Source organism: Flectobacillus sp. BAB-3569 (assembly GCF_002270355.1).
In the GTDB taxonomy this organism is placed as follows: domain Bacteria; phylum Bacteroidota; class Bacteroidia; order Cytophagales; family Spirosomataceae; genus Flectobacillus; species Flectobacillus roseus.
Genome location: NZ_NJFZ01000019.1, coordinates 102,440 through 127,808, shown reverse-complemented (window position 1 = coordinate 127,808; position 25,369 = coordinate 102,440). Strand labels below are relative to the sequence as shown.

Genomic DNA, 25,369 nt, shown 5'->3' with positions numbered 1-25,369 from the left:
GTATTTTACTTTATTTCCGAAATCCCCAATCCGAAATTATTGGAAATCCTTCGTACAACCCTAACTACTTGTACTGAATTTTTTGGATAGGAGAGAAGATCATATCCTCAACTCCAGAAATCTTTAAGCCCACTCGAGCGTACACATAATTTTGATCTGGATTAATGGTTGGAACGTTAACAGACATTTTGATACCTGTTAGATTAGTCACATTAGCGCCAGATAGGTTTGTGGCTGCGATATTTGTGCTACCAGCCACGAACTGTGTCTTGTTGATATAAAGACTCACACGCTCAATATTTTTGGCGTTAGCGTCCGTTATAACCTTACTGAGGTCGAAGGTAGAAGAGATTACTCCAGCTTCGTTAGCGAATTTGGCATTACGAACCAAATAATAAGGCGTTACCTCGATGTCGATATTTTGATTATCCTTCAAATCAACATACAAAGTATCCGATGAACTGCCTTGTTGGGCTTTGGTCATGAATGGACCTTGACCTTTAGGAATAATCAATTTATACTTTCCAGCAAACAACAAAGAAGAAAATGTACCTTCTTGCGAAACTGTTACATCAATAGGTGCTAATTTTCCCCAACCTGGTTCCCAAAGTTGCATACCCACTTGACTATATTCGAGATTTAAAGGTTCGCCTCCGTACACGATGCGTCCTTTGAGTGTAATTGATGGTGCTACGTAGTTATCCTTTGAACAGGCAACCAAAAGTAGTCCGGCAAGCACAACGAAGTATTTTAAAATTTTCATATTGAATAAAATTGAATGTCTATTGATTTGGGTTTCTCACAATTTTAGGGTTGTTACTGATAATATCGTCGCCAATTCTTGAATAGTAATTACCCATTAAGAAGCGGTCAGCGCCAGTTACACGTGTCAATTTCACAACCTTGAAAATCCATTTATCGTGATTAGCGGTGTTTGGCGCATAAATGCGATACGGCCAAAGTGAGTACGGCTGGGTATTGCGTTTAGTCGCTTTATCAAGCTCTGTATTTAACTCGGTAGGAGAGATGCTGTTACCGTCTTGAATAAGGTGAGCAATTCTCCAGCGTTTCATATCGTAAAGTGTATGACCTTCGAATGCTAACTCGACACGACGTTCGTGAGCAATACGGTCGAAGTTAATGTCATTGCCTGTAAGCGCCTTGGTCAAGCCAGCACGAGCACGAAGCGAATTCATATATTGCGCAGACAAATCTTTTTGACCTAACTCGAAGGCAGCTTCTGCCGCATTGAGTAATACTTCTCCGAAACGATAGCGAACAAACCAAACTTCAGATTGAACCCCACGTTGACCCGAACCTACTGATGGATCGAGATATTTTCGTAGATAAAAACCTGTTTGAGCCGTAAATTCAAAGCCATCGATAGGACCGTCAAATCCTACAACTTGTTCAGCTAGCGTTTTGCCCGGTAATACTTTTTGAGCACCGCGGTCTGTACCACTAATGATAGAGCCATCTGCCAACTGAAAGCCAGCCCAAATATCCACTGATCTACCTTTGAATTTACTTCCTGGAAGAATCACGGTACCTGCCAAGCGAGCATCACGGTCAGCAAAAATATCGCTTACATTTGAATAGTAAATAGGTGTGCCATTGCTCGAAGTTGTAGGAAGCGGAGCAAAGGAGTTATCTAATTTTTCGAATGCTTGAACAAAGTTTAAAGAAGGGTTAATACGTCCACCTTCTTCTTCCTCTGCACCATAACGAGGTTGATTTACGACAGTAAAGTTGTGAGTTTTACCAGACTGTAATTTGAAATCTTCTACAAAAATCACCTCTGGGTTGTTTGCTTTATCATAAAAAATAGAAGCAAAGTTCTCTGACAAATCTGGTTTCTTGTTGTACAAGGCATAAGCTCCCGCTTTTCCTGAAATCAAATCTTGCGCATAACCAAGCGCTTTGTTGTAATATCCTGTTGCTAAAGTACTTGGTATACCAACCTCACCACCTGGAAGCGTTACCACTGGCGTATTGACCCCATAACGGGCAATTGACGCAGCGTAAAGCGCGGCACGAGAAGCCATAGCTAATACGGCACCTTTGGTTGCTCTTGATTTTTCCGAAGTACTTGATGGAAGTTTATCTTTGATATCATCGGATTCTTTCAAGATAAAATCATACACTTCCGATTCTTTAGCACGAGGATTACGCAAATACGTTGGGTCGCCACTAAAGTCATAAGTAAGAGGTTCAAGAATTAACGGCACCCCGCCCATTCTTTTGACTAATTCAAAGTAATAAGAAGCTCTTAAAAATCTGGCTTCTGCCAAAAAGCGATCTTTTGAAGCAGCGTCTAAGGATGTAGCATTATTACATTTTTGAATAAAGAGATTTAAGTCACGGATATAACCGTAATCCCAAGCTCCCCAAGCGCCATAGTCCCAACCTGTGTTTTGGAAGTTTCCATACTGTCCTGCTTCAGACCAAAATGCTTCGTTGAAGTCAGAGATAGCTGTCCAGTTTTTTACAGTACCAAGGTCTGCGTATCTGTTATATAAATCACCCAAAACTGACAAGGCTTGGTCTGGACTAGACCATACTTGTTGTTCTGTTAAAATATTGGTTGGTTTTCTGTCAAGGAAGGCATCATCATTACACGACCAACAAATTCCAAGACTTGCCAAAAGAATACTATATATCGTTTTTTTCATTTTCGGATTCAAAATTAATTAGATAGAAAGGTTAAGACCGATGTTAACAAACTTGCTTTGAGGATATTGCAAACCATTGTCATCTGCAATTTCTGGGTCAACACCATACTCTTTGAGGTTGTCGAAAGAGAACATGTTATAGGCGTTGATATACACACGTGCTCTTTGAACTTTGACTTTATCTAGGATTGATTTTGGTAACTGATAACCTAATTCTAAGGTACGGGCACGTAAGTATGTTACGTTTTGTAACCAGAATGTAGAGTTACGGTTGTAGTTGCTATGGCCGCCGTTATTGTATCTGAGTGCAGGGAAGCGACCCGGAATCCATTCGCTATTGATATTGAACGGATCAGCACGATGCCATCTGTCTGTCAAAAGGGAGTTTAAAGCACCATCGTTTTGGTAAGCCCATCTTTGTTCCCAGTTTTGGTTCCAAGAGTACATGCTACCTCCTGAGAAGTCAGCTGTTAACGAGAAGCCTTTCCAACCTACTGATACATTAAAACCAAAGTTAACCGTTGGTTGACCTGAAGTTGTATAGCCAATTGGGCGAACATCATATTGGTCTATTTTACCATCTCCGTTAGAGTCTTTATAGATTAAATCACCTGGGAGAAGTGTACGGTTTCCTTGACCATCGATGTTTACAGGATACGCATTGATTTCGTCCATTGTTTTAAACTGTCCAATGGTTTCATAACCCCAGAAAATCCCTGTGTAGCGATTCTCGATTGAGTTTCGGTAGTTATCCCAAGAGTTGTTGAAGATTGGTTTGTACGTTTCAACGGTTTTGCTACGAGCATAAGAAAGGTTTCCACCGATGCTGTAGGTAAAATCTCCTTTTTTATTGTTGTATTGAAGGGCAATTTCACCACCAGATTGTGCATCGCTGTTTACGTTTTCGTCAGGAAGGCTATAACCTAATTCACTTGGTACTAAGATGTCATATTTACGACCTCTCAAGCCAGTTCTTAAACGATGGAAATAATCTACGCTACCTGTCAATTTTGTACCTAACAAAGAGAAGTCGGCACCAATGTCTGTAACCTTACTTTTAAACCAAGAAATGTTTGTAATTGGCTGACCCTTATCACGGCTAGTAACCACTGGCGTACCACTCAAAATAACTGTTCCTGCGTTGTAATTATAACCAGTTAAGTAATCATAAGCACCAATACCGATGTTATCGTCACCCAATACCCCGTAAGAAGCTCTGAATTTTAGGTCATCCAAAATACTTTTTGAACCTAAAATGTTTTTCATGAATGGCTCATCTGTGATTCTCCAACCAATTGAAGCAGAAGGGAATACGCCTACACGTTTGTCTGGAGTAAATTTCCAAGAGGCATCGCGACGAGCAGAAACTTCAATATAATATTTGTTAGCAAAGTTGTAGTTGAAACGACCGATATAACCGATTCTAGCTTCCTCGTTGTCTGTATCGTTATAGGTATCCATGGTTGTGAAATACACTAATGGCAATACGTTTGTTTTTGGTACGGAGTGAACCCATTGGTCTTGGTATCTTTGTTCCTGACGTTCTGTAACAAATACACCACCTACATTATGCTTTCCGAATGTATTATTGTAACTTAATTGACCTTGATAGATATTACGCATGATTTTACGAGTACCTCTTTCACGCCAAGGGTTTGTACTACCTCCTGTTACTTTGTAAGTATTATCTGCTGGGTTATAAGTATATGCTTGGTAGGTATATTCGTGCCCATTCATCACACGGTCAGCAATGTAGTAAGAGTACATTCCTCTGGCTGTCAGACCTTTCACTCCCGGAATTTGGTATTCCCCTGTAAAATTGGCTTGCATTACACGCCAGTCTTCACGCCAATAGCCTCCTAGTTTTTTGTTGTTATAAGCCCAGTTAGTTTCATTGTGCTTGATATCGTTCAAATACTCAGGATTGTCATTTGCATAAGGACGTTCGAAAGGACGGTTTCGTAAGATGGCAAATCTTGGTAACCAGTAATCATCTGCCCCAGGGATACCCGGTTGATCACGAGTTTCGATACGACCATTGATTTGTACGCCTATTTTCAAACGATTAGAGATTTGCGCATCTACGTTACTTTGGATGTTGCTTCTTTGGAAAGTAAACTCACGACCCAATACCGAACTTTGAGCTAAACGAGTAGCAGACAAGTAATACGTAATTTTGTCTGAACCACCAGTTGCACTGATATTCAACGAATTGAGAGGAGCATTTCCTTGAATAATAAAGTCTTTCCAGTTGAAAGTTTGGTAACCATATTCTGTTCCAACCTTATATTTTTCAAGTTCAGTTTTTGTCATAGCTGTTGTAAAAAATTGGTTTACATCAGCATCTACTTTTCCTAACCACCATTGGTAAGAATCATTCACTACACTCGGGAATCTCGACCAGTTTTGCCATCCTGTGTAAGTATCTACATTAATGGTATTTTTAGCACCAGCTTTTCCTCTTTTGGTCGTTACCACTACAACCCCGTTGGCAGCACGCACCCCGTAAATTGCCGCAGAAGCATCCTTCAATACAGAGATACTTTCGATGTCGTTGGGAGCAATGTTGTTAAACTGACCCGCATCTTGTTGAATACCATCGATTACGTAAAGAGGGTCACCCATATTACGAATTTGGATGTTGGCACTCGCACCTGGACGACCGTCAGCCATACGGAAAGTTACCCCTGGAATTTTACCTGCCAAACCCGAACTTACTGTTGATCCACCGTGTACTTTTTCTATATCTTTAGAGGTCACAACAGAGATAGCACCTGTTAAAGATTCTTTCTTTTGGGTACCATAACCAACTACCACGACTTCATCAAGACTTTTTACATCTCCCAAAAGTTTTACTTCGAGAAATGTGCGATTGTTGATGGCTACTTCTTGACTAACGAAGCCAATAGAAGAAAAAATTAAGGTAGCATTTGGATTACTTACGTTAATGGTAAACTCCCCCGAAGCATTGGTACTTGCTCCTTTGTTAGGTGTTCCTTTCACCAAAATGTTTACTCCAGCGATAGGCTCGCCTTTTTCATCAATAACCTTTCCCTTTACTGTCTGATCGGCGATAAGGCTACTGACATTACTTGAATTACTGGTTAAAAATCCCGCAGTTGTCTTTGCTGTAACATCCTTGACGCCAATCAAGTTGAGCAGCAAACAGGCCACGGGGATTTGTACCACAGATTTTTTCATCCATGGTGATAGTAATAGTCTAGATTGATTCATAAATTTGAAAGATTTGTTCGTATTGTTTTAGTTATCGAGCAATAAAAATCCACAACTGACGCCAATCAGTTGAGTATGAACAAACGACCAGTCAGGGATGGGACAAGCATCCTTGACTTTTTTGAGATTGAAATACACGTTATTTTATCATAGTTTTTTCAGATAGTTAAGAGAAATTCTTGCTTTGATTAGGGGAGATATTGGGGCAATAGTAAATTTCTCTCGACTTAGTAGGTTTATACTCTATAACCTCAGAGTTTAAGGAATTATTTTTAAAGGTAATTTTCATTAATTAATAGTGTAAAGTGAGATTTAGTTTATGTGTTTAGGAACTAGGCAGCAGGCACAAGGCAAAGAGTTTTAACATGTTTTTTTCCAAAGCCCATCGCCGAAAGCCGATACCAAAAAGCCTAAAGCACAAGTATTTCTCACTATCATGCATATATTTTTGCCTAATGCCTACGGCTTATAGCGTGTTAATGCAATTTTATTTTACATTAACACCTCGAACTCCAGTGTACACTATTTTTTCTTGGCATATTCGGATGGTCTTATGCCAAATTGTTTTAAAAAGCTTCTTCCAAATTGTGCTTGCGAATTAAAACCTGTCATGCTTGCAATAGTTTGTATTTTATAATCACTTTGAACTAATAGCTCTGCTGCTTTTTTGAGTCTTGTCACAATAATCAACTCGTTGGGAGAGAGATTTGCTACGGCTTTAATTTTTCTGTAAAGCGTTGGGCGACTCATATTCATGGTTTCAGCTAGTAAATCTACGTCCAGTTGATTGTTGTTGAGATTCTGCAAAATAATTTCTGTAATTTTCTCCAAAAATGCTTCCTCTGATTTGCTATGTACCATATTTTTGAGATGCACCAGTGGCGAATTAGCAAAATAATCTTTAACCTTAGTTCTGTTAATCAGTAAGTTAGATATTTGCATGAGTAAATAATCCAAAGAAAGAGGTTTCTCGATATAGGCATCTGCACCAAGTTCAAGCCCTACTATTTTTGCCTGAAGTGTATTTTTTGCTGTCAACAAAATTACAGGGATATGCGAATACTGTTGATTGCTTTTCAGGTGTTTACAAAGTTCAAAACCATCCATGACTGGCATCATAACATCTGATAATACTAGCTGAACAGACTCAGACTCAATGATATCCAATGCCACTTTTCCATTATTGGCACGTAGGATATGGTAATTTTCTTCAAGCTTTTCGCCAATGAATTGGGCAATTTCATAGTTGTCTTCCACCAAAAGTATGGTTGGACGCTCGTCGTGGGCTATTTTTTGAGCAATATTTTCAGCGTTTAGCGAAACAATATCTTTCCTAATATCAAATTCATAGGCATGATGAATTGGTAGTTCGAGAAGAAAAATATTCCTACTTTTTGAATCAACCACTTTCAATGTTCCTTCATGAAGCTCTGCTAAAGAACGAGCAAGTGCCAAACCGATTCCTGTGCCTCGCTGATTTTTTACATTATTCATTCGATAAAATGGCTCAAAAATTCGCTGACGATAATCTTCTGGAATAAGTACGCCATCATTTTGAACTTCAATCGAAAAACGACTATCGTCTATTGAAGATAATTTTACAATCGCCTTATGTTCAGCGTATTTGACGGCATTGTCAATAAGGTTACTAATAATTTTTTGAAATGCCTCACGGTCGACAGATGCCCAAAAATCTTCATTGGGAAGTTGTAACTCAAAGCTAATTTGTTTGAATGTTGCCATGGGATAAAACTCCTCGAAGCGTTCTTGTAAAAATTGACTAATATTCATTTTTACAAAATTCAAACTAAAACCATTAGCCTCTGTTTTGCGAAAATCCAAAAGTTGATTCGTTAACTCTAACAATCTATCTGTATTTTTTCAATCACCTGTAAGCCTGAGGCCAAGGCATTATTCTCAATGTTCTTTTTCAACAAGTCCTCCAGAGGTGCTTTGATCAACGTCAAAGGAGTTCTGATTTCGTGGGTTACATTGGTGAAAAACTCAATTTTAGCAGCATATATCTCTTTCTCCTTCTCAATTTCCAACATATCAATTTTCCGTTGATTCTGTTGATTGATATACTCATGGTACATCTGTACACCAAAGTACACGGCCAGTAAAATTATTACACTGTAAAGGATATACGCAATTCCGCTTGCCCAAAAAGGAGGACTTACCTCTATTTCGAGCATGGCCGTTTCTTCACTCCAAATGCCACTGCCATTAGATGCTTTCACTTTAAAAGTATAGGAGCCAGGAGCAAGTTTTGTGAAATATACCTTGCGGTTAGTTTTTAATAAATTCCAGCCTTTGTCTAAGCCTTCGAGCATGTACATATACTCGGTGGTTTGTGGTGAGGTATAGCTTAGGGCAGCAAAGTCTAAACTAAATGTGGATTGTGTATGGTCTAAATTGATGCTTTTGGTAGAGGAAATTGAGCGTTCGAGCGGAGAGTTCTCTTCCCCAATCTTCAACTCTTGATTGTCTACTTGGATACCCGTCAGATATACTGGGGGTACAAAAGCATTTTGCATAAAAGTATCAGGTGTAAAACTATTTAGACCCTTTACACTTCCAAAGTACATTCGTCCTTCATCATCTTTGAAGGCGGAGCTATAGTTAAACTGGTCGCTCAAAATTCCATTTGATTTGGTATAAGTAGCTAGCTTATTGCGTTCAAAATCATACGCACACAAGCCTTTTGAGGTACTTATCCAAAGTTTATGATGTTGGTCTTCCAAGATTTTGTAAAAAACATCGCTCGGAAAACCATCTTTTGTTCCAAATCTTCTGAATTTTCCTGTTTTTCTATCCAGTAAATTCAATCCGTTTTCGGTAGTAACCCACATGCGGTTGGCATGGTCGATAAAAATACCATTGATGGCATTACAACTGATCGAGGTTGTATCTTTTTCGCTTGAACGAAAATTGATTACGCGATTATGTTTAAAATCTATACAGCGTAATCCCTCGCGCGTAGTGCCTGCCCAAATATTCCCTTCTTTGTCTTCGGTGACTGTAATAAAATGCCCGTAGGTAGTTCGATCGCAAAGAGGCGTAAAATCTTGTGTTTTTCATGAAAACGAAACAGCCCGTTAGAGGTGGCAACCAAAATCATATTTGACTTTGTGCGGTAAAGTGTTTCCACAAAATTACTCTTCAAACTTCTTGGCCCGTTTCCTGCTACAAAGTGCTTTACTACTTTTCCAGAAGGTATATCCAAAATATCTAAGCCTGACTCAAATGCACCGACCCACAGTTTATCTCCAACTGTTAATAGTCCGTGGATATTTGAGTGCGAAAGACTGTTGGGTTTTCCGTCTGGTTTGAAATGGGTAAACTGACGAGTTTTGAGGTTGAGTCTGTTCAATCCGTTGTCTTCAGTCCCTATCCAGAGGTTACCAAATTTGTCCTCGCAAATTTCTCTTACGGCATTTCCCGTAATACTATTATTAGCTCCTTGGTTAAAGTATTTTTCAAATGCTACGTGTTGAGTAGGCACATAATTGATACCACCAAAGTATGTTCCAATCCAAATTCCACCTTCTCGGTCTTTTGAAAGCGTGTACAGCGCATTGTCCGATATGGAGTATGGATTACTATATTCATGTTTTAAGTTGATATATTTTCGAGATTGTAAGTAATAAACATATAGCCCCGATTCGGTAGCAATCCAGTATTCATCTTCTGTGCGATGCATAAAATCGCGTACATAAATGGTAGTTTTATTGGAATTGTAAGTCAATATATCTTCATAAGTCTTCGTCTTGGTATTAAATAATTTGACCCCTTGACTTGAGGTACCAATCAGAATTGCATTTTGCTGAGTATCGTAAATTTTGTCTATCCAATGAGAAATAGCAGGTGCAGATTTCTCAAACATATTGTACTTTTTCAGCGATTTGCTGAGCATATTATACTCCCACAAATTACCATCTGTGGTAGCTAGCCAAACCTGTTGTTTATTCAGGATAAAAGAGGTAACATCTATTCTTTCTTTTCCTGTATCTAATTTTTCAGTTTTTTGTGTTTTAGTATTATAAATGTGTAAGGTGTAATCTTTAATAAACCATACCTTTCCTTCATCGTCTATTTTGATGGTTCGGATAAAGTGTTCCTTAGTGTCGGGTAACACACTAAATTGTTCGGTAATGGTATTATACTGATAAATTCCAGAGTAAGTTCCTACCCAAATAGTATGTTCGTCTCCCTCACAAACCGCAAAAACCGTATTATTCCCTAAACTTTTGGGATTGTTTTCTATTTTTCTAAAAACCTTAAAAGAGTATCCGTCAAAACGATTGAGCCCGTCTTTGGTACCAAACCACATGAAGCCTTTTTTGTCTTGCATGCTACACATTACCGAGTTGTAAGAAAGATTATCTTCTACTTCATAATGACGAAAGCTGAAAGACTGAGCCACTAATTGCTGGCACCATAAAACAAATAATACTATTGTAAGATTAAGTTTCAATTTACTGTGTTTTTTGTCCTGTAAAGATAAATTTAATTCCTAGATGCAGAAAATTGTAAATATACTTAATTTAAGTGTAGAGACTATTTTGAGAAGATTTGAATAAAAAATGAACAAAAATGAACAATTTAAAATCCCAAATTTACTGTTCTTTTGTTCGAAAACTGTGGCTATTTGTCAGCAGACCTAATAGCCACAGCGTTTTCATTTTATTTATTGAGTTTTCCCTCTAGCATTTTGATAAAATATCCTCCCACTACCGAGCGAGCTTGGAAGCCCACTTGTTTAGCGTTGGTTGTTTCGTGCCAGTCAGACAATGGAACTCTTGAGGTTGTTTCGTTAGCAAATTTCCAAATTGGGTGAATCAACGCTTGGAAATCTTGTTGCGAATCGGTCATTGTTGCTGTCCACATAATCCAGTCAGACTTAGTGTATGTTTTTCTTGAATCCAAAGGCAATCCATATTTCTCTTGTTTGTTCAAGTAATACTTAATTTCTTTTTGCATTACTGATTTTGGAAATACATTTAAGCCCAAAAGCTCATCCCAAACCAAGTTGTATTTTTGAGACCAAGTACCTTTTTTGTCGAAAGTCAAAGCATAGTGATCGCCATCTTCGGCCATCGTTTGCCATTTGCTTGCCATCTCTTTTGCCATTGCTTGATATTTGTTTGCAGTAGCTTTGTCGCCCACGAGTTCCGCCATTTTTGCATACGATGCAATACCCATGATTGCTTTGGCAGACAAGTTGATATTGCGAGCCAAGTGACCAGCAAAATCGTCAGTACACAATTGGTTGGCCGGGTCAAAACCATATTCTTCCAAGTATTTTACCCAAGTCGAAAGCGTTGACCAGTGTTTTTTAGCATAATCGCCATTGCCATCTTTCAAACAAGTAGCTGCTGCCAAGATAATCATGTTGCCACATTCTTCTACTGGCATATCTTCGCCATAAGTCTGACCATTTGCCAATGGATATGTACCTACATCGTGTGCTGCGAATGGTTTTGCCCATTTTCCAGATTCAGAATATTCGAAAATAAACTCTAACAAACCTTTCATTAACGTATTGTTGTACAACAAGAACATCGGCGCTGAAGGATAAGTTACGTCAACTGTACCAATAGAACCATTTGAAAAGTTTTCTTTTGAGAAAAACAACAAGGTACCATCACCACGGTCAACAGTTTTATGTGCCGCAATAGCTTGACGATAAGCTAATTCACATAAATCAGCGTATTCTTTACCACCTGCTTTTTGGGCATCTTGATACAATTGTTGATCAAAAGCCGCAGTTTTTGCCATTAATCTTGTATAATCTTTTTCAGCTTCATCCAACATTTTTTCTGCTGTCATCGAAGCATCTCTACGCCACCAAGCACGCAAGTTTTTACCAAAATATTGAACTGCGTAAATATCATCATATGCCAAAATCAAGTGATTAGATTTTGAAGTTTGACCAACCGTACCAAAATCAAAGGTACTTTTCAACACTCTTTCTTGAGGAGTTCCTGTGGTAAAAGTAGCATTTTTTGCTGCTACGTACGCATATCCCCAGTCGATACGAAGATCATCACCACGTTTTCCTAGGATTTTTTGCTCAACCGAACCAGCCGACATCAATTTTAATCCACCAGTGGTATTTGGTAATACCTTTGTTGCTACTTCCTGAGAAGGCATATTCACAGCTAAGTCTGCCGAAACATCCATTTTCACTTTTACTTTGTGAGAACGACCATCTTTAGAACTTGTTTCGAAAGTGATATAGGAAGCAGGACGAGCCAAAACTTCTAATTCGTCCATCAATAGGGGAGAAGTAAAAGTCGCTTTTACCTGTACACCATTAGCATCAAATGTATAAATCGTGTTAGTAGCTTTTACTTGAACACTCGTTTGAGTTGCCGCTGTTACTGGTGTTGCAGGGGGTAATTCTTCCTGAATACCGACATCAACAAAACCACCACCAATTGGATTAATACAGTGTACTGCAATAATATTTTTGCCAGGCTTAATAGCTTTTTGTGCTGCAGGAGAAAGTTTATATTGTTCATATCCAGCAATATAGCAAGGTCCACACTCATAGGCTAAAACGCCGTTGATATAAATTTGAACATCGTCGTCATTACTTACTTGTAGTCTCAATTTCTCCGCATTGAATTTTGCAGGAAGTTCTACTGCACGACGATACCAGATTTTTTTGGTTTTCCAATCGGTATTTGGACGCATGGGATTACTACCCGCACCATCACCAAAAGGAGCAGTGCCTATTTTCCATGAGTTGTCGTCAAATGATTCTTTTTCCCAACCAGCAGCAGGTGTATCCAAAGTGTACTTAGCTTGATATACTTTTTCTGCGGCTGTACTTGCATAGGTTTTGTAATTGATTTTTGGCATTCCGAGAAATTGAAAAGCTTTGCCATCAACTTCGACAATACCTTGAAGAGAGTGATTTTTGCCAGTCCAGTGTCTTGTTACCGACTCATTAGCTTTGTCAGAAACTGACCAAATGCTAAAATAAGGGTCATTGGCAATCAATGGAACAGCGGGTGGACGCAACTGTTGAGCTTGCGTTGAAATGCTGAAAAGGCTCAGAAGTGCAACAATTGATTTTTTCATGTGATAAAATTGATTCATGATATAGAGAATTGGGCGAGAAAGAAATCTCGTATTTGGGATAAAACACTTGATTTCTTTCGAACTCTCTACTATTATTTGATTAAAGGAAATGCTACAACTCTTAATTTACTACAACCATACGGGATAAGTGTGATGGTTTGTTCTTTGCTATCGACCGCACCTTGATAAAAGCCGTCTCGTGTGGTAACGGGAATGCGTGCAACACCGTCGTTATTGATAACCCAAGCTGGAATTTGTTTGGCCGAAAGTTTGATTTCTATGGGAGCATTCTGGGCATTCCAAACATAACCTTGCGGCATTCCTTTGCTGGATACTTGTAAAAATTTACTAGGTTTTTCAGCTACAGAAGTGGGAATACCAAAGTTCCAAGGGCTTTTTGGGAGAATTTCATAAAAAGTACCTTCTTCTTTAATTTCCTTTTTATTCCATTCTTCTTCGATTTTTAAGGCATAAACAAGTGGTCCTTTTTCGACAACTCTTGAATTATGTGCCCATACGCTTGTGCGAACTTCACTAGGAAAATGCAAGGTTACTTTATCTCCTGGCTGCCATTGACGTTGAATTTTTACAATTTCGCTTGCTTTTCCCTTTTGAAATTCCTTTCCATTGATACTAATGGTGGCTTCTTGACACCATTCAGGGATGCGAAACTCCCAAGGAAATGTAACAGCTTGAGCGGATTGTAACTCAAAATTGATTTGATCTTCAAAAGGATAGTTTGTGCTTTCATTGATATATACCTCAATGCCATTACCTACTTTTGCTTTTATACTAGAAGGTCCGTAAAGCAAGCTCGCCAAACCATTTTGTGGCGTTGCATACCAAAGGTGGCTCACAAATTTTGTCCAACCTTGGTGCATATTTGAAGTACAACAAGTGTATCCAGCATAAGGACCAAATACGTTATTCATACCGCGATAAAATGGTAGAGAGAAATCATAAGTTCCACGTCTAACTTCTACCTGATTAGCTGTTTGAAAATACTGACGAGAGATATAGTCATCTGTTGTTTGCGTAGGTAACGCATTGTAAGTCATGCGCTCAAGGGCTTGTGCATACATTGGATCACCTGTGATACCAAGGACATTCTCAAGCGAAAACATGGTTTCGACAATAGCACAAAGTTCTACACCCTGAGAAGGTTCGTTTCCATGCAAATCTTCATCTCCAGAGAACATTCCATGTGGTAAGCCATGCAAAGTCATGATGTCTTTCCAACCTTGGCTCATGGCTTTGAGATAATAGTCGGTTTTTTGACTTTGATAATAAATGGCTGGTAATTTGATCCCCATTCCTACATTTACGGCATGACGATCCATCCAACTTTCACCCGTTTGATTGGCCGAAGCCTGCATAACCCAGTTTCTTTCTGCCATGTACTGAGTCCATGGAGTAGTTTGTTGGTAAAGAATATCGGCAAGTTCGAGCAAAGATTTGTCTCCTGTTTGATTGTAGAGCCAGTAAGCAGACATAATATTGTCACCCCCGCGAGCACGCGCCCAATCTGTCCATTTGTTGAGCGGACAAGCTTTGATGGATTGTAATTGATAGTGAAAATATTTGGTCATGAACGGAATTACACGAGTATCTTTGGTGGCAGTATAGTATTGCTGCAATACCTTAAGCATCACCATTCTTGGCCACCAGTCAGCACCTTGTTCGCATGAGCTTATGGGTTTTCCTTCTCTTTCTTCGTTGGTTAATGGACCAAAAAAACCATTGGATCTTTGCGTAGAAAGAGTCCAATCTATATATTTTTGGACCTTCAGAGTGAGGGCTTTGTCTTCGAGCAAATAGGCTAATGGTACAGCGCCATCCAACCAATAAGGGGTTTCTTCCCAAGCATCACCTTTGCCTCCTAACCAACCATTGTCGTTTTGGATTTTGGGAAAATATTCATCCAAATGCCCTGTTGCTCCTTTTTTCATGACTTCCAACTGCTGACGAAGCCAGCCTTGTGGCTTTACAGCTCCCAAGGGAAGTTCAATATATTTGAGAGGAGCCAAAGGCGCTTTGTTTCCTTGATACTGTGCTTTTTGAGCAAAACCAGACCAAGAGTATAAAATGATTAAAGTTAGAAGTAAACGGTTTTTCATCATTTTCATAGTCAATAGTTATCAAGGGATTGTTTCTGTATTAATATCTTATTCCTAACACAAATGAAAGCATTTCAAGAATTGTAGCACTAGCTTGAAATAGTGTTAGTAATAGATTCAGTTTCGAAACTGTTTAGATAATAAGTCCAAGACAAAGTCTTGAACTAGTAAAGACGGTAACCTTAAAAAAATGTGTAGATAACTTTAAAATAACCCCGAGGGCATTACACCCCCGAGGCGTTCTCATAGAAAATTGGAATTCTTTTCGATTTGATAGCGTATTGACCTACATTTTCAAATCTTTAAAATGGACAAATATCTTATTTTGCAGGTAAGGCTATTTGTTCCTGTGTACTTACTGGTTTTCCAAAGTTGGGAGTTCCATCGGCATTCCAAGTAAACTTCTGAGCTCTTGGAGAGCGATGGTTTCCACAACCTTGATTGGGTTCAGGGTTTGCGTGATAGAGTATCCAGTCTTCTTTGCCATTAGCTGACTTGAAAAATGAATTATGTCCTGGGGCATATACCTTATTCTCTGCAGATTGTTTGAAAACAGGTTGTGCCGATTTTTTCCATGATTTTGGATTGAGTAAATCTGCTTTAGCGTCTGCTGTAAGCATTCCTAAAGCGTAAAAATCTGTCCAACAGCCACTTGCTGAGTAGATAATAAATACTTTTTTGTCGTGAGCCAAATACTGAGGCCCTTCATTTACATTTACGTGAGGCGGATTATTAGGGTCGTTGAGGTCTCCATGTTTTTCCCAATCATAGTCTGAACCAGAAATTTTTACCCTTTCTCCATCAATTGTCCACGGATTTTTCATCTTTGCGATATAAATGTTCTGTTGTACATTTACGTCACCTTCCCAACCCGACCAAATCATATAAAGCTGATTATTATGGGTGAAAACATCGCCGTCGATAGCCCATTTATCATTTTTATCTGCCACTTTTCCTTTAAATATCCATTCTCCCTCCATCGGGTCAGCAGAGGCATTTTCTAGCACATACATTCTATGGTTATCGTTTTTACCATCATCGGCAGCAAAATACATATACCATTTTCCTTGAATGAAATGAATTTCTGGTGCCCAAATTTCTTTAGAGTACATCGTCCCGACTGGCGGTGTCCAGATGGTTTTCTTGGGTGCGGTTGCTAATTCTGCTATGTTTTTCGTTTTCCATAAAACCAAACGGTTGCCCGTCGTATGGGTGTAATAGTAATACCCATCTTTATAAAAACTGTAAGGATCTGCTCCAGAGGGCAATAAGGGATTAGCGAATGTTCCTTGGCTTTGTGCCGAAACATCCATTTGTCCACAAGAACAAAGTCCTAAAGCAAGGATTATAGTTAATAGTTTTCTCACTTTTATGTTTTAGTGTTTGATTATCAGTTTTTTAAAAGACACTTGAGACTAAAAGTCTTATTTTTTCAGTGTCATAGATTTAATAAAGTCAACTTCCTCTTGCTTGTATGGAGAACCATCTTCTCTGAAAATATCATGAAACCATACAGGAGGCTCTGAATTGTATTGCTTTGTCCAGCTATCCCAAGGATAAATCGTTTGAGATTTTCCTGAAACAAAGCCCCAGTTGAACATGGCAACTTTGTATTTTTTTGCTATTGGCAATGAACCTTGGAATGTACTACCGTTTGGACGAGCCATATACTCAGTACATAACATTGGTTTTCCATAACGGCTCAATTCTTTTATTCTATTTTCAAAAATCGTGGGATTATCATAATTGTGAAACGAAATCACATCCGATTCTTCCAATTGCACCTTTTCGATTGGCTTCAATTTAGCATCTTGAGACCAATCTCCCGCCCAAACACCAGAAGTAAGTGGTTGAGTAGGTTTGGCAGCACGCGCCCAAGCGAAAACTTTTGGAAGTAGTTTAGTGATAATATCTACCTTATTTTTGATTTCTAATCTTTCATAAGATGGGCCAGTCATATTATCTGGTTCATTCCAAACATCCCAACCCAAAATTCTTTTATCCTTTGCATAATGACTCACGACAGCTCTAACGTATTTCTCTAAACGTATATATTGACTTTCATCCTGCAAGGCTTTTTGTCCTGGACTTTGTACCCAACCAGAGTTGTGTACATACGGTTTTGGCTCATGTTGTTTGCCTACTTGTGGAAATGGATCCCAGCATGAATCAAAAATTACAATCAAAGGACGAATTTTATGTTTTTGAGCAATAGTCAAAAATGTATCAATGCGTTTGTAAAAACCTACTGAATCTGTTTCATAAGCCAAATCATGCAAAAACACACGCATGGTATTCATTCCAAGTGATTGGGCATATCCTAATTCTTTATCAATATTTTCTGTATCAAAAGTATCTGCTTGCCACATTTCGAGTTGGTTGATGGCAGATTTAGGAAGATAGTTTGCACCGACGAGCCAACCTTGTTTTTTATACCACTCATTTGCCTGCTCTTTTGTCCATACCTTACGCACCTGAGCCGTTGAGCTGTTAGATATAGTGCACATCATTAAAGCTGCCAAGGATATGCCTTTGTACCAACCTCTTTTGAACTTCATCATGTTTTCTTTTAATACGTTTAAGTTAATTAATTCGGGGATAATATACCAAACAGCCTTTAAAGCAATTTTATTGAACTAATTTGATATATTATTGAAACAAAGTAAGTAGGTTCTCTTTGATGTTTCTATTCAAATATTAATCAAAACGTATCATATTTGCGCTTTTTATTCAAATCATCAATTGTGTGAACAATTTGAAAGGGCTATTTTGAGTCATTTTTAGGCAAAACTGTTCTATAGTGTTATAAAATTGTTCATTTTGATGAGACTTATGAGTATTTTGTATTAGATGATTTCGAATTACTCAATTGGTGTGAACTTAAGGATTTCTTAAAACTATATTTAGTAATCGAGCAGAATAATATTTAAGTTATGTGTTTAGGGACAAGGCAACAGGCACAAGGCACAGAGTGTTAAAATGTTTTTATTAACCACAGCCATGCTTTTTTACAAAGCCCACCGCCGAAAGTTGATACCTGAATGCCTTGGGCACAAAAATTAAATTCTATTTTGCCCACCAACTTTATAATAAAATGGGAGTTATTTTAAATTTAGTGATTTGTGATTGAGTGGATGAGTGATTATGTTTCACTAGTAGAGACGCAATGCCTTGCGTCTCAAGCCATGTCTCGAACTAGTATTTGCTACAGTTTGTAAACTGTATAAAAAATAAGTCCAAGACAAAGTCTTGAACTAGTAAATAGATAAAGATAGAATTCATTCACTCAATCGCAATTCACTAAATATCAAGATATCTATTTCAACTCCCAAGCTTCTATAATATCTGCTCTTCGAGATTCGGGTATGACGATGAGTTTTTCGAGCTTACCATTTTTCCATTCTACTTCTACGCTTGTTTGGTAAGGTGCTTGAAGTTTGAAATGCACATCCCATTCTTTGGGCCATGCAGGGAGCAGATATATTTTTGATCTGTGGTTTGTAATAGCATTTCTTGTAAACCAATCATACCCGACCCACCCCAGTTATGATCGGGTGTCCAGTCGTAGCCCGGCCCCCAAAAAGTAGGGAATCGGCGAGGAGCATTTTGAAGTTTTAGCGCCAGCAAGTTTTGCGCCTCTTCTCTTAGTCCAAGTCGAGCCGCAAAAATTACATCTTGTTTCCAACCAATATGGCTTCTAAATTTCAGCACATCGGTATCATATAAATAGGTATTGCGTGCAGTGTCCAAACCTGACTTTCCAATCCCGTAGCGATTCCAAGGAAAAATAGGGTAAAGTTGAGGACTTTCCACATTATTGATACGCTCCCAAGTTTTGGCAGGCGCGATGGTTGCATGATTTTCAAATTGTCTGAAACTCATAGGAGGAATTCGCGAAAGCATATCCTCCCAAGTTTTTTTGTTTTCGGAGGCTAGAGAAGGGGAGGAGAGAAGTTGCTCCAACACCGTTTTTAATCCTGCAATAGTCGAACTTGGATTGTATGCCATTTTGTAAGTTTCAGCGCCCGACCCAGGGTAAATCACTAATTGTTTGTTACCGTCCAAAGCTTTACTACCTCGTTTTTTGGCTAAATATTGATAATGCTCGTCAAAGAAACGAAGACAACTTTCTATCAAAGGAATATATTCGGTGATATTTTTTCCTGTAAATCTTTCAGTTTCTAAAATCATGGAACAAAATTCCAATGCCGTATCCCATTCGTACTCGAGCCAAGCATTGTATTCCATACCTTTGTCATAGCCAGCGGGGCGTTTCCATCCATATTCTGCGGGATTAGGTAAACCAAAATTTTCAATTTGTTCTGTAAAACTAGCTCCCTGATGTCCCCAGTAGTATTTGGTGCGTAGTTCGGCGTTGTTGAGTATTCTTTTGTAAAAATCAAATTGAGGTTTCATTGCTTCAAAATCACCTGTTTTTAACAAACCCCAATAGACCAAACGTTGATTTTGAGCAGTATGTGTTCCACCACCCCAATTTCTAAAATCAGGTGTAAATTTCATGGTTGTATCCGTAAAGTAAGGGTCTACCGTAAACAAACCACCATTAAACTTTGTAGGATATTGTCCAAAGTTATTACACGCCAACTGGTATCTAAAAACTTGATAGTTGCGTGCTATTTCCCAGCTTTTGCTATTTTTTTGATTGGGAGTAATATGAATAAAGCTTTTTTGCCAAAACTCTCTCCACCAATTATGTGTAGCCTTTTGAGCCATTAGCATATCCTTTTGTCCTTCAGCTTGAGTTTTTAATAAGCTCTTTTCCCAATCGGAGATACTTGTGGTGGTTGCGGTGTGCAAACTAATCATCAATTGTTGTTGGCGAGATGATTTTATGGTTTTGATTTTCCAAGCTTTAAAATCTGTATCACGATATTTACCTTGCGTTGTTGCGTCTTGCTGCCAGTTATTACCTGAAATGATGCCACCGAACACTAAATTTTTGATAGGGTTGTAAAACTGTTTTTTCAGACTATCTAAACCCTGTTGTTTGACTACCACATCAAAAGCTGAGATTTCGTCACCATTATTATGATAAAATAAGATTCCTTTTGGTGCAAAGCGAATACTATCCTTACGCGTAACGACCTGATGAGGTGGCGCCCATTTGTAGGAATTGGCATTATTTTCTTTGCCTTTACTCATCAAACGGTCTTGATATCGCCAGCTTTCATATTGTGCTTTTGCTGTAATCGCCTGATTGCTATTAACTTCTACGTAAATATTAGGACGAAAAATGTCAACCCAGATTTTAACCTGTGTTTTGATTTTGCCGTCGCTACCTTCTATTACAACATCTCCCGAAGATAATCTGAGGACTTGCGTAAAAGTGCTAGGGTTTTCAAATACATTTGGAGATACCGTTAAACGCATTCTCCCGAGTTTCAGGACTGCATTGTTATGATCAAAAGTTCCGCTTCGAGCTATGTAAAAATAGATATCGCCTTTTTCGACCCATACATTCAAGCCAATATCTCCACCACCACAAGGCATAGATTCAGCTGCATTTTGACTTGGACTATTCCAAATTACATTGTATTGGTCGATTGATGCTCGGGTATTTTGTGCCAAAATATCAGTGAAACATGAATGCCACAAGCCTATAATAAATAGCAATTTTTTCATTTTCCTTAATTTTATCAGATTGTTATAGAGGAAAAACCTTTTCGAAAATCAGTACGATATTATCATAGCATTCTAAAAATTAGCCTATTTTGAAGGCATTTTTTCAGAAGCTTATGCCAAGATACAATATTGGCTCCTTTCAAGAAAATGTTGACTAAATGAAAGGTAATATGGTATAAAACTTGGAGAAAATGGTACAAAAAAACACTTTGAGAGCCTAGTACCTTTGTTGACCAATGATAAGATTTTATATATTCCGAAAATATACATCTTCTAAACTATGTTGAATATCCTACAAAAAGGCTTGTTGGTTGGGTGTTTGAGTTTGTTTACTCATTCGCTTTTTTCACAGACTAAAGGGCTGACAAATACCCAAAGCAGTAAATATGCTAAACTCCAAAGCGTTGACATTGGAGCAGTGTCTTGGACTAAGGGTTTTTGGGCAGATAGATTTGAGGTTTGTAAAAAGACCATGGTTCCCACCCTCTGGAATCGCTATAACGATACCATAAGTTGTCATGCCTTTCACAATTTTGAGGTAGCGGCAGGTCTGGCCAAAGGACGTTTTAGAGGTCCTTCATTTCATGATGGAGATTTTTATAAAACTTTGGAAGCTGTGTCGGCGATGTATGCTTCCACTAAAGACCCACAGTTGGAGGGCTGGCTCGACCATGCGATTGAGGTAATCGGTAAGGCGCAAAAGCCTGATGGCTATATTTATACCAAATCTATTATCGAACAAAAAGCGAGTGGGAAAACACAAATGTTTGATGATAAGCTAAGTTTTGAGGCTTATAATTTTGGTCACCTGATGACGGCAGCTTGTATTCATTATCGTGTCACTGGAAAAACAAGCTTATTGAATATTGCCAAAAAAGCGACAGATTTTTTGATTGGTTTTTATAATACTGCTTCCCCTGAACAAGCTCGCAATGCAATTTGCCCATCTCACTACATGGGTATTATCGAAATGTACCGAACTACCAAGGAGCCTCGTTACTTGGCTTTGGCAGAAAAACTGATTACGATTCGCGGTGAATCAGAAGGTACTGATGATAATTCTGACCGTGTTCCTTTTCGCAAAATGACGAAGGTAATTGGTCATGCGGTGCGTGCTAACTACTTGTTTGCAGGGGTGGCAGATGTGTATGCAGAAACAGGCGATGCTACTTTGTTAGCACCGCTTAATGCCCTTTGGGATGATGTAATTAACCATAAAATGTATGTGACTGGTGCTTGTGGTGCTTTATATGATGGGGTTTCTCCAGACGGAACGGCCTATAAACCTGATACCGTACAAAAAATTCATCAGGCGTACGGACGTTCCTATCAGTTACCGAATCATTCGGCTCATAATGAGACTTGTGCCAATATTGGAAATTTGTTGTGGAATTGGCGTATGCTTCAATTGACTGGCGAGGCTAAATATGCCGATATTATGGAATTGGCTTTGTACAATAGTATACTTTCTGGAGTGAATTTGGAAGGCAATAAGTTTTTCTATACCAATCCATTAAGTGCTTCAAAAGATTATCCATATTTGATGCGCTGGCACGGTGGTCGTTCTCCTTATATTAGTAAATCAAATTGCTGTCCGCCCAATGTAGTCCGTACGGTCGCTGAGGTCAACAATTATGTCTATAGTTTGGCAAAAGATGGTCTGTATATCAACCTATACGGTGGTAGTATGCTTCAAACAACATTGGAAAATGGACAAAAGTTGTGGGTTGAACAACAAACCAATTATCCTTGGGAAGGCAATATTACTTTGGATTTGAAAGAAATTCCAAGTCAGAATTATACGATTTATTTGCGTATTCCAAGCTGGACAACAGGAGCTGAGATTTTTATAAATGGTAAAAAATTGAACCAGACTGTTGCGATTAGTGAATATGTAGGAGTCAAACAAAATTGGAAAAAAGGCGACAAGCTAACATTGCGTTTGGCTATGCCTACTCAGTTGTTAGAGTCCAATCCCTTGGTTGAAGAGACCAGAAATCAGGTGGCTGTAAAGCGTGGACCAATTGTATATTGTTTAGAATCAGCAGATTTGTCTTCTAGCCAAAAACTGTCTTCTATCCTAATTCCGACCACAACTCAGTGGATTCCTAAAAAACAGAAAATTGTAAATACCGAAGTTACAGCATTAGAAGGCTCCGTGAAATTGGTTATAGATAATCAATGGAAAAATTCGCTGTATCGTCCTGTTTCAACCAATACCCAAACAACCAAAGTTTCTTTGATTCCTTATTTTGCTTGGGCTAATCGCGGCGACACCGAAATGAGTGTGTGGTTGCCAGTGAGTAGATAGAAATAGCTTTAAGCTGTCAGCCATAGGCTGTAGGCTAGAAAAACAAAATATTTTGCTTAGCGCTTATTGCCTAAAGCATACAGCATTACGAAGTATTACACATGGAAAGAATTTTTGCAACATATTATATCGAAACGCCATTTGCTCCTGAAAAAGCGGCAATGGTATTAGCGGGGGAACAATCTTCTGGAACATTTGTGGCTGTTCCTGGCGAAACAGAAGAGCTGAAAGCCCGTTTTGCAGCGAGAGTAGAGAAGGTTACTTTTCTCGAAACCGTAACAACGCCAGCTATTCCGGGTGCCCAAAGTCCAACAGGCCAATATCACCGTGCGATGGTTGAGGTATCGTGGTCAATCGAAAATTTTGGCTATAATTTGCCTGTTATGATTTCTACTTTGCAAGGCAACTTGTACGAAATTCGACAGTTTACAGGTTTGAAATTGATTTCTCTCGAAGTGCCAGCATCTTTCGCTAATCATTTTGAAGGACCAGCTTTTGGCATAGAGGGATGTCGCAAATTAACCCAAGTCTATGATCGTCCTTTGATTGGTACGATTATCAAACCAAGCGTAGGATTAAGTCCAGAGGATACTGCCGCAACTGTAAAAGTACTAGCAGAAGCAGGTATTGATTTTGTAAAGGATGATGAATTGATGAGCTCAACCGCTAATTCTCCATTTGAGAAAAGAGTCGATGCGATTATGGATGTGATTAATCGCCATGCTGATAAAACGGGCAAAAAAGTCATGTATGCTTTTAATATCAGCGGAGAAATAGATGATATGCTTCGACGCTATGAAAAAATCGTAAATGTGGGAGGTACTTGTGCAATGGTGAGTATCAATAGTGTGGGTATTTCTGGTACAAAAAAAATCTGTGACCAACGTGCCTTGGCTATTCATGCCCACCGCAATGGTTGGGGAATGATGACTCGTCATCCTTTGTTAGGCATCGAATTTACAGCCTATCAAAAACTATGGCGTTTGGCGGGGGTCGACCAACTGCATGTTAATGGTATTCAAAATAAATTTTGGGAATCAGATGATTCGGTGGTCACTTCTATCGAGCAATGTTTAAAACCGATGTTGGGAGGTTATAAAGTTTTGCCCGTAGTGTCATCAGGACAATGGGGTGGACAAGCACCCGAAACGTATCGTCGTACCCAAACTTTAGATTTGCTGTATATGGCAGGTGGCGGTATTATGGCGCATCCAATGGGCGCAAGTGCTGGCGTAACTGCTCTACAACAAGCTTGGAAAGCAGCCGTAGATGGTTTAACTGTAGAAGATGCCGCTAAAATATATCCAGAGTTTGCAAAATCTGTTGAGAAATTTGGTAAATCGTAGAGACGTTGCACGCAACGTCTTCATATAGATGTCTGATTGCATCATTTTTAGATTTAAAACATTTGCGTTAGTCGTTGCATATATCGCGCTACCAAAAATATTTTGTTTATGTACAAAAAGAGTTTTATACATTTTTGGGGAATAGCTTTGTTGAGCTTGTTTTCTCAAAAAACCTTTTCTCAAGATACCGTTAGATATGTTGGGAAAACCTTGGTGAATGTCGATTACCATCACGGGCAATTACCTTTGACTGTCGGTGTTCATAATTACCAAACGTTTAGAGCTAACCGTGAACACCCTGAATGGGCTGGTGGGAGCTCGTGGACATACAACCATGCGCCTATGTTGGCATATTGGAATAATACCTTTTTCTTGGAGTTTTTGAGCGACCCTGTGGGCGAGCATATTCCTCCTGGGCAAACTTTTTTACAAACCTCTTCAAATGGAAAGGATTGGACAAATCCTGTGGTTTTATTTCCCCCACATAAAATTCCAGATGGGTGGACAAAGCAGGGCTACAAAGGTGTAGCCAAAGATTTGTATGCTGTGATGCACCAGCGTATGGGATTTTATGTATCCAAGAAAAACCGTTTGTTGGCTTTGGCCTATTATGGCATAGCCCTTGATGCCAAAGATGACCCAAATGACGGCAAAGGGATAGGTCGTGTGGTACGTGAGATTTTTAAAGATGGAAGTTTTGGACCTATTCATTTTATTCGTCCGAATCGCACTTGGGATTTGAAACAATCGCCTTACACGATGTTTACCCAAAGTAAAGATAAAGGCTTTATTGAGGCTTGTAATGAACTGTTGGCAACTCCTTTGATGATGCAACAATGGGTAGAAGAAGCAGATAGAGATGACGAATTAATTCCTTTGAAAAAGAGGTAAAAGCTTTTAGTTTTTATCATTTACCAAACAAAAACGTCGTAGGTTTATGGAAACATGCTTTAA

At 38.8% G+C, this 25,369-nt stretch carries 14 protein-coding genes; 3 read left to right on the top strand and 11 right to left on the bottom strand.

Annotated elements, in window-relative coordinates; genetic code table 11:
• Positions 1 to 64 precede the first annotated feature (64 nt).
• From BWI92_RS17930 to BWI92_RS17880, 11 genes are all read right to left on the bottom strand, one after another.
• A complete protein-coding gene (locus tag BWI92_RS17930; RefSeq protein WP_095165014.1) occupies positions 65 to 763 on the bottom strand; it encodes a DUF3823 domain-containing protein in 699 nt (232 codons plus the stop codon).
• A gap of 19 nt (positions 764 to 782) precedes the next feature.
• On the bottom strand, positions 783 to 2,672 hold the full coding sequence (locus BWI92_RS17925; RefSeq protein WP_095165012.1) for a RagB/SusD family nutrient uptake outer membrane protein: 1,890 nt from the start codon (positions 2,670 to 2,672) through the stop codon (positions 783 to 785).
• Positions 2,673 to 2,690: 18 nt separating this feature from the next.
• Positions 2,691 to 5,906, bottom strand: coding sequence for a TonB-dependent receptor (locus BWI92_RS17920; RefSeq protein WP_095165009.1), 3,216 nt, complete (start codon positions 5,904 to 5,906; stop codon positions 2,691 to 2,693).
• A 522-nt stretch (positions 5,907 to 6,428) separates the two neighbouring features.
• A complete protein-coding gene (locus BWI92_RS17915; protein WP_095165007.1) occupies positions 6,429 to 7,772 on the bottom strand; it encodes a response regulator in 1,344 nt (447 codons plus the stop codon).
• Positions 7,766 to 8,758, bottom strand: a complete 993-nt coding sequence (locus BWI92_RS17910) for a triple tyrosine motif-containing protein (RefSeq protein WP_095165004.1) — start codon at positions 8,756 to 8,758, stop codon at positions 7,766 to 7,768. The genes BWI92_RS17915 and BWI92_RS17910 overlap by 7 nt, the downstream gene beginning before the upstream one ends.
• 104 nt (positions 8,759 to 8,862) lie before the next feature.
• The gene (locus BWI92_RS17905) at positions 8,863 to 10,383 is read right to left on the bottom strand and encodes a two-component regulator propeller domain-containing protein (protein WP_141234827.1); all 1,521 of its coding nucleotides are present in this window, start codon (positions 10,381 to 10,383) and stop codon (positions 8,863 to 8,865) included.
• 209 nt (positions 10,384 to 10,592) lie between these two features.
• Positions 10,593 to 12,998: a glutaminase family protein gene (locus tag BWI92_RS17900; protein WP_095165245.1), complete on the bottom strand. Its 2,406-nt coding sequence runs from the start codon at positions 12,996 to 12,998 to the stop codon at positions 10,593 to 10,595.
• Between the two features lie 92 nt (positions 12,999 to 13,090).
• On the bottom strand, positions 13,091 to 15,118 hold the full coding sequence (locus BWI92_RS17895; RefSeq protein ID WP_229363271.1) for a beta-L-arabinofuranosidase domain-containing protein: 2,028 nt from the start codon (positions 15,116 to 15,118) through the stop codon (positions 13,091 to 13,093).
• 317 nt (positions 15,119 to 15,435) lie between these two features.
• Positions 15,436 to 16,482 (bottom strand): glycoside hydrolase family 43 protein, encoded by a 1,047-nt coding sequence (locus BWI92_RS17890; protein ID WP_310588927.1) that lies wholly within the window; start codon positions 16,480 to 16,482, stop codon positions 15,436 to 15,438.
• 57 nt (positions 16,483 to 16,539) lie between these two features.
• Entirely contained in the window at positions 16,540 to 17,676 is a 1,137-nt protein-coding gene (locus BWI92_RS17885) for a cellulase family glycosylhydrolase (protein ID WP_310588926.1), read from the bottom strand.
• An 847-nt stretch (positions 17,677 to 18,523) separates the two neighbouring features.
• Entirely contained in the window at positions 18,524 to 20,758 is a 2,235-nt protein-coding gene (locus BWI92_RS17880) for a DUF5703 domain-containing protein (RefSeq protein ID WP_229363264.1), read from the bottom strand.
• Positions 20,759 to 21,038: 280 nt separating this feature from the next.
• On the opposite strand from BWI92_RS17880, the gene BWI92_RS17875 reads away from it, so the two are divergent.
• From BWI92_RS17875 to BWI92_RS28295, 3 genes are all read left to right on the top strand, one after another.
• Positions 21,039 to 23,069 (top strand): glycoside hydrolase family 127 protein, encoded by a 2,031-nt coding sequence (locus BWI92_RS17875; RefSeq protein WP_095164996.1) that lies wholly within the window; start codon positions 21,039 to 21,041, stop codon positions 23,067 to 23,069.
• A 101-nt stretch (positions 23,070 to 23,170) separates the two neighbouring features.
• The gene (locus tag BWI92_RS17870; protein ID WP_095164994.1) at positions 23,171 to 24,415 is read left to right on the top strand and encodes a ribulose-bisphosphate carboxylase large subunit family protein; all 1,245 of its coding nucleotides are present in this window, start codon (positions 23,171 to 23,173) and stop codon (positions 24,413 to 24,415) included.
• Between the two features lie 108 nt (positions 24,416 to 24,523).
• The gene (locus tag BWI92_RS28295) at positions 24,524 to 25,306 is read left to right on the top strand and encodes a hypothetical protein (RefSeq protein WP_229363262.1); all 783 of its coding nucleotides are present in this window, start codon (positions 24,524 to 24,526) and stop codon (positions 25,304 to 25,306) included.
• The last annotated feature ends 63 nt before the right edge of the window (positions 25,307 to 25,369 follow it).